This is a genomic window from Stutzerimonas sp. S1 (genome assembly GCF_025966695.1).
Classification (GTDB): Bacteria; Pseudomonadota; Gammaproteobacteria; order Pseudomonadales; family Pseudomonadaceae; genus Stutzerimonas.
This window is the reverse complement of the sequence record NZ_JAOEIY010000001.1, coordinates 770630-789686: the sequence shown is the minus strand read 5'-3', so window position 1 is coordinate 789686 and position 19057 is coordinate 770630. Positions and strand designations below refer to the sequence as shown.

Sequence of the window (19057 nt, the reverse complement as noted above, 5' to 3'; positions counted from 1 at the left end):
TGTGTTCCGCCCGGTTACGGTTCGTGTTCCATCGCTGTAGGCCGCGTCGTTACTGGCTTTCAGCGATTCAGGAACACCAAGAACACCAAGAACACCGGTTTTTCGGGTGGGTTGGATAAGCATCGTCAGACTGCCTTCCCGAACTGGCCTTGCACCACGGTTCCGTTCTCCAAGCCATCCAGGTAATCGGCATACCACTGCATCATGGTGCGCCGCTGCTCCAGGTAGATGGCCTTGTTGTAGACGCCGGCCACCCCATCCTCCGCATGGGATAGCTGCGCCTCTACATGCTCCTTGGCGAAGCCGTGTTCGCGCAGCGTGGTCGAAGCGATGTGGCGGAAGCCGTGGGCAGTCTGCCGGCCTTCGTAACCCATGCGGCGAAGCGCCATGTTGAAGGCCATGTTGCTACGCGGCTTAGTGCGGTCGTTCCGGCCAGGGAACAGCAATGGATAAGCGCCGGTGATGGCATGCAGCGCCTTGAGTGCTTCGAGGGCCTGGCGCGAAAGCGGGACGGTGTGTGTTCTCCGCTTCTTCATGCGCTCGGCCGGCACGACCCATAGGCCGGCTTCGCGGTCGAACTCGCTCCAGGTGGCTTCCCTCAGTTCGCTGGGGCGGGCGCCGGTAAGCATGAGTAAGCGCAGGCCGTGGCGCAGGTCATCAGCGTGTGGATAGGCGCTGATCGATCGCAGCAGGGCGGGCAGATCCTTGGCCGAAACGTGTGCATAGTTCTCGGCTGGCTTGGTTTGGAGAAAGCGGCTCAGTCCGTCCAGGGGGTTATGCACTGCGCGGCCTGTGACGCGGGCCAGGTCATAGATTTCCTTGCAGGATCGGCGCACTCGGCCCATCTGCTCGACAATGCCCAGCTTCTCCATTCCACGCAGGAACTCCATCCACTCGATGGGCGTTATCTCGGCAAAGGGTCGCTTGCCGAACACCGGGAAGGCATGCAGCTCCAGCGCACCAATGGTTCGTTTCGCTGTGCTGTCGGCCCAGCCGGGCCGGCGAATCTCGATCCACTCGCGGCCCAGCGTCTCGAATGTGTGCCCAGCGGCCTCCAAGGATGAAGCCTGACGGGCTTGCTTCGTGGTGATGGGGTTCTTTCCCTCGCTGGCGTCCGCCCGCAGCTCAGCAGCCTTGGCACGGGCTACCGATCCGCCAACGGTGGGGTAGCTCCCTAGGCCGATCCATGACCACTTACCGTCAGGTTTCTTGTACCTCAGCTCCCATGACTTCCCGCCGTTGGGCTTAACCCGGAAGTAAAGCCCTTGGCCGTCATGTTCCCTGTAGGCCGTCTGCTCTGGCTCCAGCCCAGCCAGGGTGGTATCCGCCAGCGGGCGGCGCTTGATATCGCTGCGCTTCATCCCTTGTATGCCTCGGTTCGAATTTTAGGCCAGCATACAAGCTGGCATACACGGCGGGAAGCGCTAGGGGTAGACAGGGAGATACAGCCAGAAACAAGAAAGCCCGCACGGGGCGGGCTTTTCAGGGGGTTTCGTAGACTGCTGGAGACAGGTAGAAACAGGTATTTGGCGCATCCGGCGGGATTCGAACCCACGACCCCTGCCTTCGGAGGGCAGTACTCTATCCAGCTGAGCTACGGATGCGTTGCGGGGCGCAATCATACCCATGTCGTCTGCGGGCGTCCATGCCGGCGGCCGGGCGCCTGGTCAATGCGGGGCGGATGCCGTTGGTGCGGCGGTTCAGCGGCTGCCAGCGGTACCGACCGCTGTTACCCTTGCCGACGCGCGGCCCTGGGCCGTGCGTGTTCGAGTCGTCAGGGGGAACGGAATGTCGGGTCATATCAAACTCTGGGATGCGCCACTTCGGCTCTTCCACTGGGCGTTCGCCGCTTCGGTGAGCGCCGCCATCGTCACGGGCTGGATCGGCGGCAATCTGATGCCCTGGCACGGGCGGCTCGGCTTGCTGGTGTTGGGCTTGCTGGTGTTCCGCCTGTTGTGGGGCTTCGTCGGTTCGACCTACGCGCGCTGGTCGCGCATCTTTGCGGCGACGCTGGGCGTGCGGGACTATCTGCAGGGCAACTGGCGCGAGGCGGGGCATAACCCGCTGGGGGCACTTTCGGTGCTGGCGATGCTGGCGCTGGTGGGCTTCCAGGTCGTCGGCGGACTGATGGCGACCGACGACATCGCTTTTCAGGGGCCGCTTTATGCGCTGGTCAGCAGCGAGACCGGTGACTGGCTGAGCGGCCTGCATCGACAGGCGAAGTGGCTGCTGCTCGGAGTGATCGGCCTGCATCTCGCGGCGATCGCCTGGTACGGCTTGATCAAGCGCAAGCCGCTGGTGCGGGCGATGATCGGCGGGCGGGCACGGCGTGAGCACCCGGCACAGCAGGATGCCAGGGGTGGCTCGCTGCTGGCGGCCGCGCTGGCGGTTATCGTGGCGGTGGGGAGCGTATGGGCGGTGCAGGCGGTGGCGGAGCGGATGAAGCCGGCACCCGCCGCCGCGGCGCCCAGCCTGGACTGGTAGGGGGCACGGCCGGTCGCGGCAGGCGACCGGCAGGCCGGAGCGCTTATTCGGCGCGGAATTTGTCGTGGCAGGATTTGCAGCTGCCGCCAACGTCACCGAAGGCCTTCTTGATAGCGGCCTGATCGCCTTCCGCGGCCACCTTGGCGAGCTGGTTGGCGGCGGCGGTGAAGTTGCGGCCGATTTGCCCGGCTTCGTCGAGGTTCTGGAAGAACTCCGGCTTCAGGCGGGTCGCCTTGCCCAGTTGCGCGGTGGTGGTGTCCGGGCTGTACAGGCTGCCCATGCCGGAGTTGGCGATGGCGGCGATGGCATTGGCGGCGGCAGCCACCTTGGCCTGGTCGTAGGGCTCTTTGCCGTCGACTACCTGCGCCTTGATCTTGCCCATGTTCCACGCCATGAACTGGTAGCCGGCCTGGCGGGTTTCGACCATTTCTTCCGGTTTCAACTGCGCCTGCGCGGCGGTGCTGAGCAGCAGAACGGCAGTCGCGACGCCTGTCATCAATGCTTTCACGAATAGCTCCTTTTATCGGTCAACGGGATGCGGCGGCCTGGCCGCCGGCGCGTGACTATACCGTGCGGGGTGGCGGGCAATGGGTAACAAGGCGTAACAGGCGCGCCCGTGCATCAGACCGGTCAATGGCAGGACAACGCCGTGCGCCATGAACTTGCCGGCCGGCTGGCCGCGGTCCTAGCATGACCATTCGCCGTAACGAAGCGGCAGGAACCGGACGCCCGAGGACGGTTCAGATCATCGTCGCGTTAGCCAAACTTTCCGCAGCGGGCCTGCCGCTACGATGCCCGAGGAGACTGCCATGCAACTCAAAGACCCCGCGCTGTTCCGCCAGCAGGCCTATATCGATGGCGCCTGGCTGGATGCCGACAGCGGCCAGACCATCAACGTGAACAATCCGGCCACCGGCGAGACGCTCGGTACGGTGCCGAAGATGGGCGCTGCGGAAACCCGCCGCGCCATCGATGCCGCCGAGCGCGCGCTGCCGGCCTGGCGCGAGCTGACCGCCAAGGAGCGCTCGCAGAAGCTGCGGCGCTGGTTCGAGCTGCTGATGGAGAACCAGGACGACCTGGGCCGGCTGATGACGCTGGAGCAGGGCAAGCCGCTGGCCGAGGCCAAGGGCGAGATCGCCTACGCCGCCTCCTTCATCGAGTGGTTCGCCGAGGAAGCCAAGCGCATCTACGGCGACACCATTCCCGGCCATCAGAAAGACAAGCGCATCATCGTCATCAAGCAGCCGATCGGCGTGACCGCGGCGATCACCCCGTGGAACTTCCCCTCGGCGATGATCACCCGCAAGGCCGGCCCGGCGCTGGCCGCCGGTTGCACCATGGTGATCAAGCCGGCTTCGCAGACGCCATTCTCGGCGCTGGCGCTGGTCGCGCTGGCCGAGCGCGCCGGCATTCCTAAGGGCGTGCTCAGCGTGGTCACCGGCTCGGCCGGCGACATCGGCAACGAGCTGACCGCCAACCCCAAGGTGCGCAAGATTTCCTTCACCGGCTCCACCGAAGTCGGCGCCAAGCTGATGGAACAGTGCGCGCCGGGAATCAAGAAGGTGTCTCTGGAGCTGGGCGGCAACGCGCCGTTCATCGTCTTTGACGACGCCGACCTCGACGAGGCGGTGAAGGGCGCCATGCAGTCCAAGTACCGCAACGCCGGGCAGACCTGCGTGTGCGTCAACCGCATCTACGTGCAGGACGGCGTGTATGACGCCTTCGCCGAGAAATTCCAGGCGGCGGTGGCCAAGCTGCGGATCGGCAATGGCCTGGAAGAGGGCACCGACATCGGCCCGCTGATCGACGACCGCGCTGCTGCCAAGGTCCGCGAGCACATCGAGGATGCCGTTGCCCAGGGCGCGCGGCTGGTCGCCGGTGGTCAGGCGCACGCGCTGGGCGGCAGCTATTTCGAGCCGAGCGTGCTGGTCGATGTGCCGGACAGCGCCAAGGTGGCCAAGGAAGAGACCTTCGGCCCGCTGGCGCCGCTGTTCCGCTTCAAGGACGAGGCCGAGGTGATCGCCAAGGCCAACGACACCGAGTTCGGCCTGGCTTCCTACTTCTATGCCCGCGATCTGGGCCGGGTGTTCCGCGTCGCCGAGGCGCTGGAGTACGGCATGGTCGGCATCAACACCGGACTGATCTCCACCGAAGTGGCGCCGTTCGGCGGCGTGAAGTCGTCCGGCCTTGGCCGCGAAGGCTCCAAGTACGGCATCGAGGATTACCTGGAGATCAAGTATCTCTGCATGGGCATCTGAGCCCTGCGACAGCCGGTCCCGGTCACGGGGCTGGCACTTTGCTATCCATCCGGTCAGAATCGCCGCCCGCAGCGCGCCGTTGCCTGTCATCGGCGGCGCGCTGCAGCTGCCCGTCCGCTTGCTAGGCTGGCAGTGGTTTGTCCAGCGAGCAGCGCAGTGAGCATCTCGGCCCAAGTTTCCTTCGTCCTCGTCGCCTACAACGAACCCTGGCGGGCGGACCAGCTCTGCCAGCTGGTGCGCGAACTGCGCCCGGGCATGCGCGTGCTGCCGGTGGGTGACGGGCATGCGGCGCTGGCGACCTGTAAGCGCCAGGTACCCAGCCTGCTGATCGTCGACGGCGAGCTTGACGGCCTCGATGGTCGCCAGCTGCTGCGCGAGCTGCGTCGACACGGACCAACACAACGGCTGCCCTGCGTGCTGATCAGCGCGCGCACCGATACCGCCAGTGTGCGCACGGTGCTGCCGCTGGCCCCGGCGGCCTATCTCGGCAAACCCTACGAGCTCGACGACCTGCGCCGACGCCTGGACCGCCTGCTGCCGCGCTCGGCCGGGCGTGGTGTGGCGCCGCTGGCCGTGCCGGCGGACAGCCTGGACGACTTCCTCGAGCGCATGCGCCAGCACAACCGCGGCGCGCCGCTGCAGGACGCGGTACTGGCAGCGCTGCACCGTCTGCAGGGTGGCGATCAGGATCTCGGCGAGCTGGACGAGTTGCTGACGCGCGATCCGCAGGTGACGGCGCGGCTGATCAGCATCGCCAACGGCAGTGGGTCGCAGCAGAGCGGCTCATGCCTGAGCCTGGCGCAGGCGCAACAGCGCCTGGGTCTTGCGCGTAGCCTTCAGCTGGTGACCGAGCTGGCGCTGCAGCACAACGCCCGCCTGGCCGAGCCGCGTCTCGCCGAGCTGGCCGCACAGCTCGGCGCACAGGCGCTGCGCACCGCACGCCTGGCGAGCTGGCTGGCGCAGCAGCTGAAACTGGACAGCGAGCTGTGTTTCAGCGCCGGACTGCTGCAGAACATCGGCGAACTGGCACTGCTGCGCAGCCTGCAGGACTGGCTCGACAGTGGCGGCGAGCTGGATGAGCCGAGCCTGCAGCGTTGCCTGCGTGAGCGGGCCGCGGGCTTCGGCTCGGCGCTGCGTACGCAGTGGCGCCTGCCGCTGGGGCTGCGCCAGGTGATCAGTGCCTACTATGCGCTTGGCGCCGGCGTGCTCAGCCGTGAGGCGCTGGTGCTCAACCTGACGCGTCTGCTGCTCGAGTTGCCATGCGACGCCGCGCCGACCAGCCTGGCCGGCGAGCGGACGGTGCGCCTGTTGCGGCTCGATCCCGAGCTGCTCGCCCGCGCACCGCGCCACGCCATTCCGGGCTGACGCTGCCGCGCCCGCTTTGGCGCCGATATTCCGCTGGTTGATAGTGGCGATCCTCCCGAGCGCAGCAACCGGCCTGCGCCATGCCCGGCGCCGCTATACGGGCATTTCCCGTGATTTTTCCGCGCCCACGCTGCTGTATCGACACGTATAAACGAGTTGTTTATTCTGCTGTGCGAAACATGGTTCCGTGAAACAACAATTCCAAATCAGATTTCACACAGCGGAGGCCAGTCATGACAGATGTCGTACGGCTCGAAGTTCAGGGCGCAATCGCGCTGATCACGGTCAACAATCCACCGGTCAACGCCCTCGGCCAGGCGGTGCGCGAGGGGCTGCTGAAGGCCTTTCAGCGTGCTGAAGCGGACCCGCAGGTGCGCGCCGTGGCGCTGGTGTGCGAGGGCAATACCTTTATTGCCGGCGCTGACATCAAGGAGTTCGGCAAGCCGCCGCAGGCGCCGAGCCTGCCCGAGGTGATCGAGGTCATCGAAGGTTGCAGCAAGCCGAGCGTCGCGGTCATTCATGGCACCGCCCTGGGGGGTGGGCTGGAAGTCGCGCTGGGCTGTCATTACCGCATCGCCCGCAAGGATGCCAAGGTCGGCCTGCCCGAAGTGAAGCTGGGTTTGTTGCCGGGCGCCGGCGGCACCCAGCGGCTGCCGCGGCTGGCCGGTGTCGAGATGGCGCTGGAGATGATCGTCAGCGGTCAGCCGATCAGTGCTGCCGAGGCGGTCGAGCACCATATCGTCGACGAACTGTTCGAAGGCGAGTTGATCGACGCCGGTCTGGCCTATGCGCGTCGCCTGCTCGACGAGCGCCGCGGCCCGCGCCGCAGCGGCGAGCAGACCCAAGGCCTTGTGAGCGCCGACAACGAGGCGCTGATCCGCGCCAAGCACGCTGAAGTGGCCAAGCGCATGCCGGGGCTGTTCTCGCCGCTGCGTTGCATCGCGGCGGTCGAGGCGGCGACGAAGCTGCCCCTGGCCGAAGGCCTCAAGCGCGAGCGTGAACTGTTTGCCGAATGTCTGAACTCGCCTCAGCGTGGTGCACTGGTCCATTCGTTCTTCGCCGAGCGCCAGGCGGGCAAGATCAACGATCTGCCGGCAGACGTTAAACCGCGCCCGATCAAGACCGCCGCGGTGATCGGCGGCGGCACCATGGGGGTCGGTATCGCGCTGAGCTTCGCCAATGCCGGGGTGCCGGTGAAACTGCTGGAAATCAACGACGAGGCGTTGCAACGCGGCCTGCAGCGCGCCCGCGAAACCTACGCGGCGAGCGTCAAGCGCGGCAGCCTGACCGAGGATGCAATGGAGCAGCGCCTTGCGCTGATCGCGGGCGTCACCGACTACGGCGCTCTGGCTGATGCCGACGTGGTGGTCGAGGCCGTGTTCGAAGAGATGGGCGTCAAGCAGCAGGTCTTCGAGCAACTGGATGCGGTGTGCAAGCCGGGTGCGATTCTCGCCTCCAACACCTCGTCACTCGATTTGAACGCCATCGCCGGCTTCACCAAACGCCCCGAGGATGTGGTCGGCCAGCATTTCTTCAGCCCGGCCAACGTCATGCGCCTGCTGGAAGTGGTGCGCGGCGAGAAGACCAGCAATGAAGTGCTCGCCACCGCCATGGCCATCGGCAAGCAGCTGAAGAAGGTTTCGGTGGTGGTCGGCGTCTGCGACGGCTTCGTCGGCAACCGCATGGTTTTCCAGTACGGCCGCGAAGCGGAATTCCTGCTGGAGGAGGGCGCCACGCCACAACAGGTCGACGGCGCCCTGCGCAACTTCGGTATGGCCATGGGGCCGTTCGCCATGCGTGACCTGTCCGGCCTGGATATCGGCCAGGCGATCCGCAAGCGCCAGCGCGCGACGTTGCCGGCGCACCTGGATTTCCCCACCGTCTCCGACAAGCTTTGCGCCGCCGGCATGCTCGGGCAGAAGACCGGCGCCGGCTACTACCGCTACGAACCCGGCAACCGCACCCCGCAGGAGAACTCCGAGCTTGCGCTCATGCTGGAAGCCGCGTCGCGGGAAAAGGGCATCGAGCGGCAGACGCTGGACGAGCAGTACATCGTCGAGCGCTGCATCTTCGCGCTGGTCAACGAGGGCGCGAAGATTCTCGAGGAGGGCATCGCCCAGCGCTCCAGCGACATCGACGTCATCTACCTGAACGGCTACGGCTTCCCGGCCTTCCGCGGTGGGCCGATGTTCTATGCCGACTGCGTCGGTCTGGACCGGGTGCTGGCGCGGATCAGGGAACTGCACGCACGTTGCGGCGACTGGTGGAAGCCAGCGCCACTGCTGGAAAAACTGGCCGCCGAAGGCCGCACCTTCACCGACTGGCAGGCCGGACAATGAACCCCGCCCGCCTGCAAACCGAACGCAGCATGAGGACCTTCCCATGAACGTCAACTACACGGCCGAAGAGCTCGCCTTCCGCGACGAAGTGCGTGCCTTCCTGAAGAGCGAGCTGCCGGCGGATATCGCCGCCAAGGTCAAGCTCGGCAAGCACATGTCCAAAGCGGATCATGAGCGCTGGCAGCAGATCCTGGTCAAGCGCGGCTGGTATGCGCCGGGCTGGCCGGTGGAGCTGGGCGGCACCACCTGGGGTCCGGTGGAAAAGCACATCTTCGACGAGGAGTGCTCCGCCTTCGGGGCACCGCGTACCGTGCCCTTCGGCGTCAACATGGTCGCTCCGGTGATCATCAAGTTCGGCACCCAGCAGCAGATCGACTATTACCTGCCGCGCATCCTCTCCGGTGAGGACTGGTGGTGCCAGGGCTATTCCGAGCCCGGTGCCGGTTCCGACCTGGCCAGCCTCAAGACCCGCGCCGTGCGTGACGGCGACCACTACGTGGTCAACGGCCAGAAGACCTGGACCACCCTTGGTCAGCACGCGAACATGATCTTCTGCCTGGTGCGCACCGACCCCGGGGCCCAGCAGCAGCGCGGCATCAGCTTCCTCCTGATCGACATGAAGAGCCCGGGCATCAGTGTGCGGCCGATCATCACCCTGGACGGCGACCACGAGGTCAACGAGGTCTTCTTCGACAATGTCCGCGTGCCGGTGGAAAACCTTGTCGGTGAGGAAAACCAGGGTTGGACCTGCGCCAAGTACCTGCTGACCCACGAGCGCACGGGCCTGGCCGGCATCGGCTCGTCCAAGGCGGTGCTGGCGCACCTCAAGCGCATCGCCATGAAGGAAGTCTGCGACGCCAAGCCGATGCTCGAAGACCCGCTGTTCCGCGCTCAGGTCGCCGAGGTCGAGATGCAGCTGATGACCATCGAGATGAGCACCCTGCGCATCCTCGCGGCGGCGAAGGAGGGCGGCGTACCCGGCGCCGAGTCCTCGATCCTCAAGATCAAGGGCACCGAGATCCGACAGGCGATCACTCACCTCTTGCGCAAGGTCATCGGTCCTTACGCGTTGCCGTTCCTCGAAGAGGAAATGCAGCTGGACTACGACGGTGAGCTTTTGCACGCCGATTACAGCGCGTCGCTGGCCGGCGACTACTTCAACATGCGCAAGCTGTCGATCTTCGGCGGCTCCAACGAAATCCAGAAGAACATCGTCTCGAAGATGATTCTCGAGCTGTAAGGGGGCACCGCCATGGACTTCAAACTGACTGAAGAGCAGCAAATGCTGCAAGACACCGCGGCGCGTCTGGTGCGCGACGCCTATCCGTTCGAACAGCGCGAGAAATTCAGCGAGTCGGAACTGGGCTTTTCCGCCGAATTCTGGTCGCAGCTGGGTGAGCTGGGCCTGACCGCCGTGCCGTTCTCCGAAGAGATCGGCGGCTTCGGTGGCGGCGGCGTGGAAACCATGCTGGTCATGACCGAACTGGGTCGCGGTCTGACGCTCGAACCCTACTTGCAATCAGTGATCTTCGCCGGTGGGCTGATCGACCAGCTCGGTTCCGACGCGCAGAAGCAGGACCTGCTGCCCCAGGTCGCCGCCGGTTCGCTGCAACTGGCGGTCGCGTTCGACGAGCCGCAGAGCCACTACAACCTGAACGATGTACAGACCCGCGCCGAAGCGGTCGACGGCGGCTATCGGCTCTCCGGACGCAAGGCCGTGGTCATCGGCGGTCACAGCGCCGGGCAGATCATCGTGTCGGCGCGCACGTCCGGCGACAGCCGCGACGAGGCCGGCATCAGCCTGTTCCTCATCGACCCGAACGCCCAGGGCGTCAGCCGTCGCGTCTACCCGACCATCGACGGGCGCAAGGGCTGCGATTTGTTCCTCGACAACGTGCAGGTCGGCGCTGACGCCGTGCTCGGCGAAATCGGCAACGGGCTTCCGGCGCTGCGCTACCAGCAGGGCCGCGCCATCGCCGCGCAGTGTGCCGATGCCCTCGGCAGCATGGATGAGGCCTGCAAGCTGACCCTCGACTACCTGAAGACGCGCAAGCAGTTCGGCGTGCCGATCGGCAAGTTCCAGGTCCTGCAGCACCGCATGGTGGACATGCAGACCGAGCTGGAACAGGCCACCAGCATGGCAATCCTCGCCGCGACCTTTGCCGATGGCGAGGACAACGACGAGCGCAGCCGTATCATTGCCGCCGCCAAGTACATCTGCGCCCGCGCCGCGCGCAAGGTCGCCGAGGAAGCCATCCAGCTGCACGGCGGCATCGGCATGACCTGGGAATACAACCTCGCCCACCACGCCAAGCGCCTGGTGATGATCGCCCACCAGTTCGGCGACGATGACCATCACCTGAAGGCCTACGCGAAGCTGCTGCAGGTGGCCTGATCGTCCCGCCTGCAACCCGAAAACCCGCTCCCCGGAGCGGGTTTTTTTGGGGTTGGATACCGTAGCGGTGGTTGTGTTGTGGCAGCGGATTTGTTCGCGAAGCTTCCTGGCTCCGGTGTTGGGCCAGGTACGCGAACAGCCCGGTAGGGTGGATGGCGCGTTTCACATCCACGCGGTGGGTCGGCACGGTGGATCGGTGGAGCGTGATCCACCCTACGCTGCCGGTTCGGGTTCGTAGGGTGGATGTCGCTGTTCACATCCACGCGGTTGGGTCGGCGCCCGTGGTTTGGTGGATCGGTGGAGCGTGATCCGCCCTACGCTGCTGGTTCGGGTTCGTAGGGTGGATGTCGCTGTTCACATCCACGCGGTTGGGTCGGCGCCCGTGGCTTGGTGGATCGGTGCAGCGTGATCCACCCTGCGCCGGACGCCCCGCGTCCGATCAGGCCGGTTTCGCCTCTGCCCCGGCTGGCGCTGTACCCTGCGGCTTCCACTCCTGCAGGCGGTCCAGGCTGCCGCGGTAATGCTTGAGCCCCATGCCGAGCAGGACTATCGCGCCGACCAGCGCAACGCCGGTGACGATCAGCAGCGAGTAGCGCAGGGCGTTGTCATCGCCGAAGACGAAGTCGGTGCCCAGCGCCACGGCGGTCGGGCCGATGCCGAGGCCGACCAGGGTGATGACGAACAGGTACACCGCCGACGCCTGACCGCGCATGGAGTTGGGCATGATTTCCTGGATCGCCGCCGGGCCGACGCCGAAGGGCATGGCGATGGTGAAGACGTGCAGGGCGATCAGCGCTAGCGCCAGTTCGCCGGTGCCGGCCAGGTAGGCGAGATTGAGCGGCAGGGTCAGCGCGGCGGAGATGATGCCGACACGCAGCGGTGCGTCGCGATAGCCGCGGCGGTGCAACAGGTCCGACAGCCGCCCGCCGGCGATGATGCCGATCGAGCCGGCCACTGCGACCACCGAGCCGTAGAGCACGCCGACGTCGCTGGCCGACCAGCCGTAGGTGCGGATGAAGAACGTCGGAATCCACGCCGAACTGCCGTAGGCGGCGAACGCCAGGCAGGCGAAGCCGAAGTTGTGGCACAGCACGGTGCGGCGGTTCTGGCGGATATAGCCCGCCACCTCGCTGAGTGGGACCTCGACGCCGGCGCCGACGCCTTTGCGCGATGGTTCGCGGATCAGCAAGAGCACGGCGGTGAACAGCACGCCGGCTGCACCGAGTACGAGGAAGATCAGCTGCCAGGGGCGCACCATGCCGAGCACCGGCAGCTCCACGTCGCCCTGTGCCGAGGCAAACTTGACCACCAGCCCGCCAAGCAGAAAGGCCAGGCCGGAGCCGATGTAGATGCCCATCGAATAGACGCTCATCGCAGTGCCGCGCAGCTTGGGCGGGAAGCTGTCGGCGATCAGCGAATAGGCCGAGGGCGATAGCGCTGCCTCCCCGACCCCGACGCCGATGCGGAATACGAGAAACTGCCAGAAGGTCCGCGCCGTGCCGCACAGCGCGGTCATCAGGCTCCACACCAGCACGCCGATGGCGATGATGCCGCGGCGGCTCTTGCGGTCGGCCAGGCGTCCGATGGGCACGCCGCAGATGGTGTAGAACACCGCGAAGGAGAAGCCCATGAGCAGGCTCATGTGGGTGTCGGTGATATCCAGATCGCGGCGGATCGGCTCCACCAGCAGGTTGAGAATCTGCCGGTCGACGAAGGACAGCACGTAGGCGAGCATCAGGATGGCGACCGTCAACCAGGCGCGGGTGCTCGAGGGGTAGCCATTGTTATTGTTGTGCATGGCAAGCTCCGATTAGCGAGAGGACTGTAGCCAGTCCGTCCTCACTTTTGTCGGAGATCAGCCATCCGGCAAGGTGAATAACCTGCGTATATGTTTCGAAATATGCTGGTTATGTTCTGCTGTGCGAAATTACTGTTGAGTAGTCATCAGACTTTCTCGTCGGCCGAGCAGCTCTGGTAGCAGGCAGTCTTCCCACAGGCTGGGCTGAAAGCTGCGGCGGAAGAAGCCGAAATGGCCGATCCGCGGTGCGCCGACGTCCTCAGGCGCGATGCGCCGCATGGTTTTCGGTGCCGCGCTGTAGAACCCATGCAGCGATTCGGTATTGCGTGCCGACATCATCTCGTCGTCGGTGAAGGACAGCGACAGCAGCGGCGTCTTTACCGCGGCGAAGGCGCGCTGCACCGGCTCGCCCTCGGCGCCGACGAGGTAATCGGGATGCAGGCACCAGCGTCGCCATTGACGAATCACGCCGGCTGGCAGGTCGCCAACCGCACCGATGCGTTCACCCGGAAAGTAACCCGCGACGGCGGTCAACGCTGGGGCCAGGCCGCGCCAGAGCAGCCAGGCCTGGCGGCGAATCTGCGGGCTGTTCTCTCGCCAGTAGCCGCTGCCGGCAGCGATGGTGATGATGCGTGTCAGCCGCTCATGACCCTCGACCAGCGGCAGCACCTGTGCGCCCAGGCTGTGGCCGAGCCAGTAAAGCGGCGCGCCATCGGCCGCATCGGCGACTTGCGCGAGTACCGCACTGCAGTCGTGGCGGGCCCAGGCGAAGATGTCGACATCGAGCCGGCGCAGGGGCGTGCGGCGGGACTGACCGATGCCGAGGTAGTCGAAGGTCACCGCCAGGAAACCCTGCTCGGCGAGCCAGGCGGCAAAATCGCTGTAGAAGCGCTGCTTCACGCCGATGGCCGGAGCGATCAGCACGGCACCGCGCGGATCGCCGGCCGGTCGATACCAGTGGCTGGCCAGCAGGTGGCCATTGCCGTTGTCGATCCCACGGGCTTCAGGCTGTATCGTCGCCATTTTTGTTGTTCTCCGCTGTGCTTGGTTGACCGCGCTTGGTGCAGTATACGAACGACAGAAGATAATTCTAGAAAAATATTCTAGTATGAATGGAGGCCGCATGGCCCGTAGTGCCCGCAAGCAGGAAATCCTCCAGGCAGCGCTCGCCTGTTTCACCGAATCCGGCGTGGACGCCACCACGATCGAGATGATTCGTGACCGCTCCGGGGCCAGTATCGGCAGCCTTTACCATCACTTCGGCAATCGTGAACGGATCATCGCTGCGCTCTATCTGGAGGGCATCGGCGAATACGCCGCGCTGCTCGAAGCCGGCCTGCTCGACTCGCTGGAGGCCGAGGCCTGCGTCAAGCTGTTCGTCACTGGTTACATCGACTGGGTGGTGGCCAACCCCGAGTGGGCCCGGTTCATCCTGCACAACCGCGGACGGGTCGAGGCGGGGGAGATGGGCGAGCGTTTGCGCGAGTTCAACCAGGCGCATGGCGCTTGCATCGCCGCCATTCTGCGGCGGCACCGCGAAGCCGGGGCGTTCAAAGCCATTCCGGGCGAATGCTTCGTCTCTGTGGTGATCGGTCCGGCGCAGGATATGGCGCGCAACTGGCTGGCCGGACGCAGCAAGCGGCCGCTGGCCGAATATCGCGATCTGCTGGCGCAGATCGCTTGGGACAGCGTGCGTGCCTGACGGTCAGACGCCGAGGCTTTCGATATCGCGGGCAAGCATTTCCAGCTGGTGCGCCAGTGAGGTGCGCAGCGTTTCCTCGGTCAGCTGGAACGACGGCGCGCCGCAGGTCAGCACCATGATGCTGCCATCGGCCAGATGCAGCGGCACGCCGGCCGCCATCACGTTGCGATCCCAGTCGCCCAACGACAGGCAGAAGCCATGCTGGGCGAATTCCTCGAACGACGCCTGCAGCGAAGCCTGGATGGGCGCCCAGCCATCGCCGTACTTGGTGGCCAGCGCGGCCATCAGGTGTTCGCGTTCCTTCTCCGGGGTGGCCGCCAGAAAGGCGCGGCCGGCGGCTGTCGTGGCCAGTGGCAGGCGCACGCCGGCGTCCATGCGCAGGGTTGTGACCTCGGCCGGACGGCAGTTTTCCACGTAGATCATCGACAGCCGGTCGCGGCAGGTCAGGCCCACGGTGGTGTTGGTGCGGCGGGCGAATTCGTCCATGTACGGCTTGGCCAGTTGGCGCACCCGCAGGTTGGAGACGTAGGCGTAGCCGAGCGCCAGCACGCCGGAGTCGAGCTGGTATTTCTCCAGCTGCTGGGAGTAGCTGAGGTAGCCGAGCTTGGTCAGGGTGTAGGTCATGCGCGACACCGTGGGCTTGGGGAGCCCGGTGATGCGTGCGATGTCCTGGTTGCCCATCACCACCGAGCCGTGGGTGAAGGCGCGCAGCACGTCCAGCCCGCGGGCCAGCGCCTCGACGAACTTGCGGTCCTTGGGGGGGCTGGTGTCTTCGATGTCGTCGCTCATGGTGTCGATCTTTCTGGCTAGTGGGCAGCGGTGGCGAACGATAGCAGATCGCCCGACGCCGGGCAGTGCGGCCATTGGCGATCATCGTGAGGTAGGCGGCCGCGGGCTGAGCGCTACCTCTATATATGAAGGTGATTCCGCGACGAATGGTGTGCTGCCCGGCGAGGCCGCCGCTGGCGCTAAGCCGCGCTCCGCAAACCCGCGGCAGCCGGGCGGAAAAATGATTCCGCGCTTGTTGCTCCGGGGTGTTTCTGATATAAAGCAGCGCTCTTTTCTAGGGGCCCGGTATCTTCGTTCGCAACGTGACCGGTAAGACCCCCATGAAACGTGGCGCTGAGCGCCGAACTGACAAGTGAATTCAAGCGGCCAACCCATGCCGGGTTGGGCATGTGGTTTTAGAGGGCTGAGGCATGTCGAGAGTCTGTCAAGTTACCGGTAAGGGTCCGGTAACCGGGAACAACATTTCCCACGCGAACAACAAAACCCGTCGTCGTTTCCTGCCGAACCTGCAGCATCACCGCTTCTGGGTCGAGTCCGAGAAGCGCTTCGTGCGTCTGCGCGTTTCCGCCAAGGGCATGCGCGTTATCGATAAGCGTGGCATCGACGTCGTTCTGGCCGAGCTGCGCGCCCGCGGCGAAAAGGTTTAAGGAGAGCAATCATGCGTGACCTGATCCGTTTGGTGTCCAGCGCCGGTACCGGCCACTTCTACACCACCGACAAGAACAAGCGCACCACCCCCGACAAGATCGAAATCAAGAAATTCGATCCGGTCGTACGCAAGCACGTGATCTACAAGGAAGCCAAGATCAAGTAATTGATCGGCCCTTGAAGAAAAAACCCGCCATTCGGCGGGTTTTTTCGTTTCTGGCAACGACTGAACGTGGGTTCAACCGGCCTTGCGGATGCCATCGGCGAAGCGCTCGATCATCGCGTCGATCTGCGGTTTGTCGATGATCAGCGCCGGCGACAGCGCAATGGTGTCGCCACTGGCGCGAACCATCAGACCATTCTCGAAGCACTGGCGGAACACCTCGTAGCCGCGCTTGCCGACGCCGTCGGCATGCGCCGCGAACTGCACGCCGCCCACCAGACCGACAGTGCGGATGTCGATCACGTTGGGCAGGTCCTTGAGGCTGAACAGCGCGTCCTGCCAATAGCTTTCCAGCGCGATGGCCTTCTCGAACAGCTGCTCGCGGCGGTAGATATCCAGGGTCGCCAACGCCGCCGCGCAGGCCACCGGATGGCCGGAATAGGTGTAGCCGTGGAAGAACTCGATGGCGCTTTCCGGGCCGCTCATGAAGGCCTCGAACAGGTGATCGGCGACAAACACCGCGCCCATCGGCACCGAGCCGTTGGTCAGCCCCTTGGCGCAGGTGATGAGGTCCGGCGTCACGCCCCAGCGCTCGGCGGCGAAGGCCTTGCCGACACGGCCGAAGCCGGTGATTACCTCGTCGAAGATCAGCAGGATGCCGTGCTTGGCGGTGATCTCGCGCAGGCGCTGCAGATAGCCCACCGGCGGCAGGATCACCCCAGCCGAGCCGGACATCGGTTCGACGATCACCGCGGCGATGTTCTCCGCTCCATGCAGCGTCACCAGCCGCTCCAGCTCGTCGGCGCGCTCAACGCCATGCTGCGGCAGGCCGCGACTGAAAGCGTTGCGCTGCAGGTCGAGGGTGTGCGGCAGGTGGTCGACACCCGGCAGCAGCGCACCGAAGGCGCGGCGGTTGTTCGGCATGCCGCCGACCGAGATGCCGCCGAAGCCGACGCCGTGGTAGGCCAGCTCGCGACCGATCAGCCGGGTGCGGGTGCCCTGGCCGATGGCGCGCTGGTAGGCGAGGGCGACCTTCAGGGCGGTATCCACCGATTCCGAGCCGGAGTTGGTGAAGAACACCCGGCTCAACCCCGGCGGGGTGATGGTGCTCAGCTGTTCCGCCAGCTCGAACGGCAGCGGATGGCCCATCTGGAAGGTCGGCGCGAAATCCATCTTGGCGATCTGCCGGCTCACCGCCTCGCTGATCTCCTTGCGACCGTGGCCGGCGTTGCAGCACCACAGACCGGCGGTGCCGTCGAGAATCTGCCGACCATCGCTGGCCGTGTAATACAGGCCCTCGGCACTCTCCAGCAGACGCGGGCTGGCCTTGAACTGGCGGTTGGCGGTGAACGGCATCCAGAAGTGATCGGGCGAAGCGGTCGGATGAAAATCGTTGGCCATGATGGGCTCCGGCAGGGCGACAGGTTCGGCGGCTGGCTGGCGTGCGGCGGAACCGCGCGCACAACGTCACTCGAGTCTATGTTTAATAAAACGAACAAAACAAGGCTCAAAAGCCCGCGTTCGTAAAAAATATTGATACGCCCTGCGCCGCTGGTTTAGGGTGCCTTTTCCCGCAGCCGAAGACCTACGAGAGGATGCTCCATGACCACCCTGACCCTCGCCGACTGGCAACAGCGTGCCCGTGACCTGCGCATCGAAGGTCGCGCCTTCATCCAGGGCGAATACACCGCGGCGGCTGGCGGCGGCCAGTTCGACTGCCTGAGCCCGATCGACGGGCGGCTGCTGGCGCAAGTGGCCAGTTGCGAGCAGGCCGATGCCGAGCGTGCGGTGGCCAGCGCGCGGGCGGCGTTCGAGGCGGGGGTGTGGGCGCGGCTGGCACCGGCCAAGCGCAAGGCAGTGCTGATCCGCTTCGCCGACCTGCTGGAAGCCAATCGCGAAGAGCTGGCGCTGCTGGAAACCCTCGACATGGGCAAGCCGATCGGCGATTCGCTGGCGGTCGACATCCCCGGCGCGGCGCGGGCGCTGCGCTGGAGTGGCGAGGCGATCGACAAGATCTACGACGAGGTGGCGGCCACGCCGCATGACCAGCTCGGCCTGGTTACCCGCGAGCCGGTCGGCGTGGTGGCGGCCATCGTGCCGTGGAACTTCCCGTTGATGATGGCGTGCTGGAAGCTCGGTCCGGCGCTGGCCACCGGCAACTCGGTGGTGCTCAAGCCGTCCGAGAAGTCGCCGCTGACGGCGATCCGCATCGCCCAGCTGGCGATCGACGCCGGCATCCCGGCCGGCGTGCTGAATGTGCTGCCGGGCTATGGCCATACCGTCGGCAAGGCGCTGGCGCTGCACATGGATGTCGATACCCTGGTCTTCACCGGCTCCACCCGGGTGGCCAAGCAGCTGATGATCTATGCCGGCGAATCGAACATGAAGCGCGTCTGGCTGGAGGCCGGCGGCAAGAGTCCGAACATCGTCTTCGCCGATGCGCCCGACCTGCAGGCGGCGGCCCAGGCCGCGGCCGGCGCCATCGCCTTCAACCAGGGCGAGGTGTGCACCGCCGGCTCGCGGCTGCTGGTGGAGCGTTCGATCAAGGAGCGCTTCCTGCCGCTGGTGGTCGAGGCGCTCAAGGCCTGGAAGCCTGGCAACCCGCTGGATCCGGCGACCAATGTCGGCGCGCTGGTGGACACCCAGCAGCTCAACACCGTGCTCGGCTACATCGAGGCCGGCCGCGCGGCGGGGGCGCAGGTGCTGATCGGCGGTCAGCGTACGCTCGAGGAAACCGGCGGGCTGTACGTCGAGCCGACCATCTTCGACGGCGTCAGCAACGCGATGAAGATCGCCCAGGAGGAGATCTTCGGCCCGGTGCTGTCGGTGATCACCTTCGACAGCGCCGAGGAAGCGGTGGCCATCGCCAACGACACGCCCTACGGCCTGGCTGCTGCCGTGTGGACTGCCGACTTGTCCAAGGCGCACCGCACCGCCCGGGCGCTGCGGGCCGGCAGCGTATGGGTCAACCAGTATGACGGCGGCGACATGACCGCACCGTTCGGCGGCTTCAAGCAGTCCGGCAACGGCCGCGACAAGTCGCTGCATGCCTTCGACAAGTACACCGAGCTGAAGGCGACCTGGATCAAGCTCTGACGGACAGCCACGCTGGCGCC

16 protein-coding genes and 1 tRNA gene are annotated in these 19057 nt (G+C 65.6%); 10 read left to right on the top strand and 7 right to left on the bottom strand.

Translation table 11 applies throughout. The features are described from left to right. Window positions 1-125: 125 nt before the first annotated feature. Both N8H22_RS03585 and N8H22_RS03580 read right to left on the bottom strand, forming a co-directional pair. Window positions 126-1361, bottom strand: a complete 1236-nt coding sequence (locus N8H22_RS03585) for a tyrosine-type recombinase/integrase (RefSeq protein ID WP_264589234.1) — start codon at window positions 1359-1361, stop codon at window positions 126-128. Window positions 1362-1527: 166 nt separating this feature from the next. Then, window positions 1528-1604 (bottom strand) — tRNA-Arg (locus N8H22_RS03580). 184 nt (window positions 1605-1788) lie between these two features. Between N8H22_RS03580 and N8H22_RS03575 the strand changes: the two genes are divergently transcribed. Further along, window positions 1789-2484, top strand: coding sequence for a cytochrome b/b6 domain-containing protein (locus tag N8H22_RS03575; RefSeq protein ID WP_264589233.1), 696 nt, complete (start codon window positions 1789-1791; stop codon window positions 2482-2484). A gap of 43 nt (window positions 2485-2527) precedes the next feature. On the opposite strand, the gene N8H22_RS03570 is transcribed toward N8H22_RS03575, so the two are convergent. Beyond that, window positions 2528-2980: a cytochrome c gene (locus N8H22_RS03570; protein WP_264589340.1), complete on the bottom strand. Its 453-nt coding sequence runs from the start codon at window positions 2978-2980 to the stop codon at window positions 2528-2530. A 313-nt stretch (window positions 2981-3293) separates the two neighbouring features. Between N8H22_RS03570 and gabD the strand changes: the two genes are divergently transcribed. The 5 genes from gabD (at window position 3294) to N8H22_RS03545 (ending at window position 10841) form a co-directional block, all read left to right on the top strand. Beyond that, the gene (gabD, locus tag N8H22_RS03565; RefSeq protein WP_264589232.1) at window positions 3294-4742 is read left to right on the top strand and encodes an NADP-dependent succinate-semialdehyde dehydrogenase; all 1449 of its coding nucleotides are present in this window, start codon (window positions 3294-3296) and stop codon (window positions 4740-4742) included. Between the two features lie 156 nt (window positions 4743-4898). Beyond that, entirely contained in the window at window positions 4899-6107 is a 1209-nt protein-coding gene (locus N8H22_RS03560; RefSeq protein WP_264589231.1) for a response regulator, read from the top strand. Window positions 6108-6340: 233 nt separating this feature from the next. Continuing rightward, the gene (locus tag N8H22_RS03555) at window positions 6341-8446 is read left to right on the top strand and encodes a 3-hydroxyacyl-CoA dehydrogenase NAD-binding domain-containing protein (protein ID WP_264589230.1); all 2106 of its coding nucleotides are present in this window, start codon (window positions 6341-6343) and stop codon (window positions 8444-8446) included. Between the two features lie 43 nt (window positions 8447-8489). Then, window positions 8490-9686, top strand: a complete 1197-nt coding sequence (locus tag N8H22_RS03550) for an acyl-CoA dehydrogenase family protein (protein WP_264589229.1) — start codon at window positions 8490-8492, stop codon at window positions 9684-9686. A gap of 12 nt (window positions 9687-9698) precedes the next feature. Further along, complete coding sequence (locus N8H22_RS03545; RefSeq protein ID WP_264589228.1) at window positions 9699-10841, top strand: acyl-CoA dehydrogenase; 1143 nt, start codon at window positions 9699-9701, stop codon at window positions 10839-10841. Window positions 10842-11280: 439 nt separating this feature from the next. Here N8H22_RS03545 and N8H22_RS03540 read toward each other — a convergent pair whose 3' ends face one another. Further along, window positions 11281-12639: an MFS transporter gene (locus tag N8H22_RS03540; RefSeq protein WP_264589227.1), complete on the bottom strand. Its 1359-nt coding sequence runs from the start codon at window positions 12637-12639 to the stop codon at window positions 11281-11283. 129 nt (window positions 12640-12768) lie between these two features. Further along, window positions 12769-13662: an alpha/beta hydrolase gene (locus N8H22_RS03535; RefSeq protein ID WP_264589226.1), complete on the bottom strand. Its 894-nt coding sequence runs from the start codon at window positions 13660-13662 to the stop codon at window positions 12769-12771. Window positions 13663-13762: 100 nt separating this feature from the next. On the opposite strand from N8H22_RS03535, the gene N8H22_RS03530 reads away from it, so the two are divergent. Continuing rightward, window positions 13763-14341, top strand: coding sequence for a TetR/AcrR family transcriptional regulator (locus N8H22_RS03530; RefSeq protein ID WP_264589225.1), 579 nt, complete (start codon window positions 13763-13765; stop codon window positions 14339-14341). A 3-nt stretch (window positions 14342-14344) separates the two neighbouring features. Here the strand turns inward: N8H22_RS03530 and N8H22_RS03525 are convergent, their stop codons facing one another. After that, window positions 14345-15130 (bottom strand): IclR family transcriptional regulator, encoded by a 786-nt coding sequence (locus tag N8H22_RS03525; protein WP_264589224.1) that lies wholly within the window; start codon window positions 15128-15130, stop codon window positions 14345-14347. A 410-nt stretch (window positions 15131-15540) separates the two neighbouring features. Between N8H22_RS03525 and rpmB the strand changes: the two genes are divergently transcribed. Both rpmB and rpmG read left to right on the top strand, forming a co-directional pair. Beyond that, the gene (gene rpmB / locus N8H22_RS03520; RefSeq protein ID WP_003242523.1) at window positions 15541-15777 is read left to right on the top strand and encodes a 50S ribosomal protein L28; all 237 of its coding nucleotides are present in this window, start codon (window positions 15541-15543) and stop codon (window positions 15775-15777) included. Window positions 15778-15788: 11 nt separating this feature from the next. Next, entirely contained in the window at window positions 15789-15944 is a 156-nt protein-coding gene (gene rpmG, locus N8H22_RS03515; RefSeq protein WP_003284185.1) for a 50S ribosomal protein L33, read from the top strand. A 72-nt stretch (window positions 15945-16016) separates the two neighbouring features. Here the strand turns inward: rpmG and N8H22_RS03510 are convergent, their stop codons facing one another. Continuing rightward, the gene (locus N8H22_RS03510) at window positions 16017-17342 is read right to left on the bottom strand and encodes an aspartate aminotransferase family protein (protein ID WP_264589223.1); all 1326 of its coding nucleotides are present in this window, start codon (window positions 17340-17342) and stop codon (window positions 16017-16019) included. Window positions 17343-17543: 201 nt separating this feature from the next. Between N8H22_RS03510 and N8H22_RS03505 the strand changes: the two genes are divergently transcribed. Next, a complete protein-coding gene (locus N8H22_RS03505; protein ID WP_264589222.1) occupies window positions 17544-19037 on the top strand; it encodes an aldehyde dehydrogenase in 1494 nt (497 codons plus the stop codon). The last annotated feature ends 20 nt before the right edge of the window (window positions 19038-19057 follow it).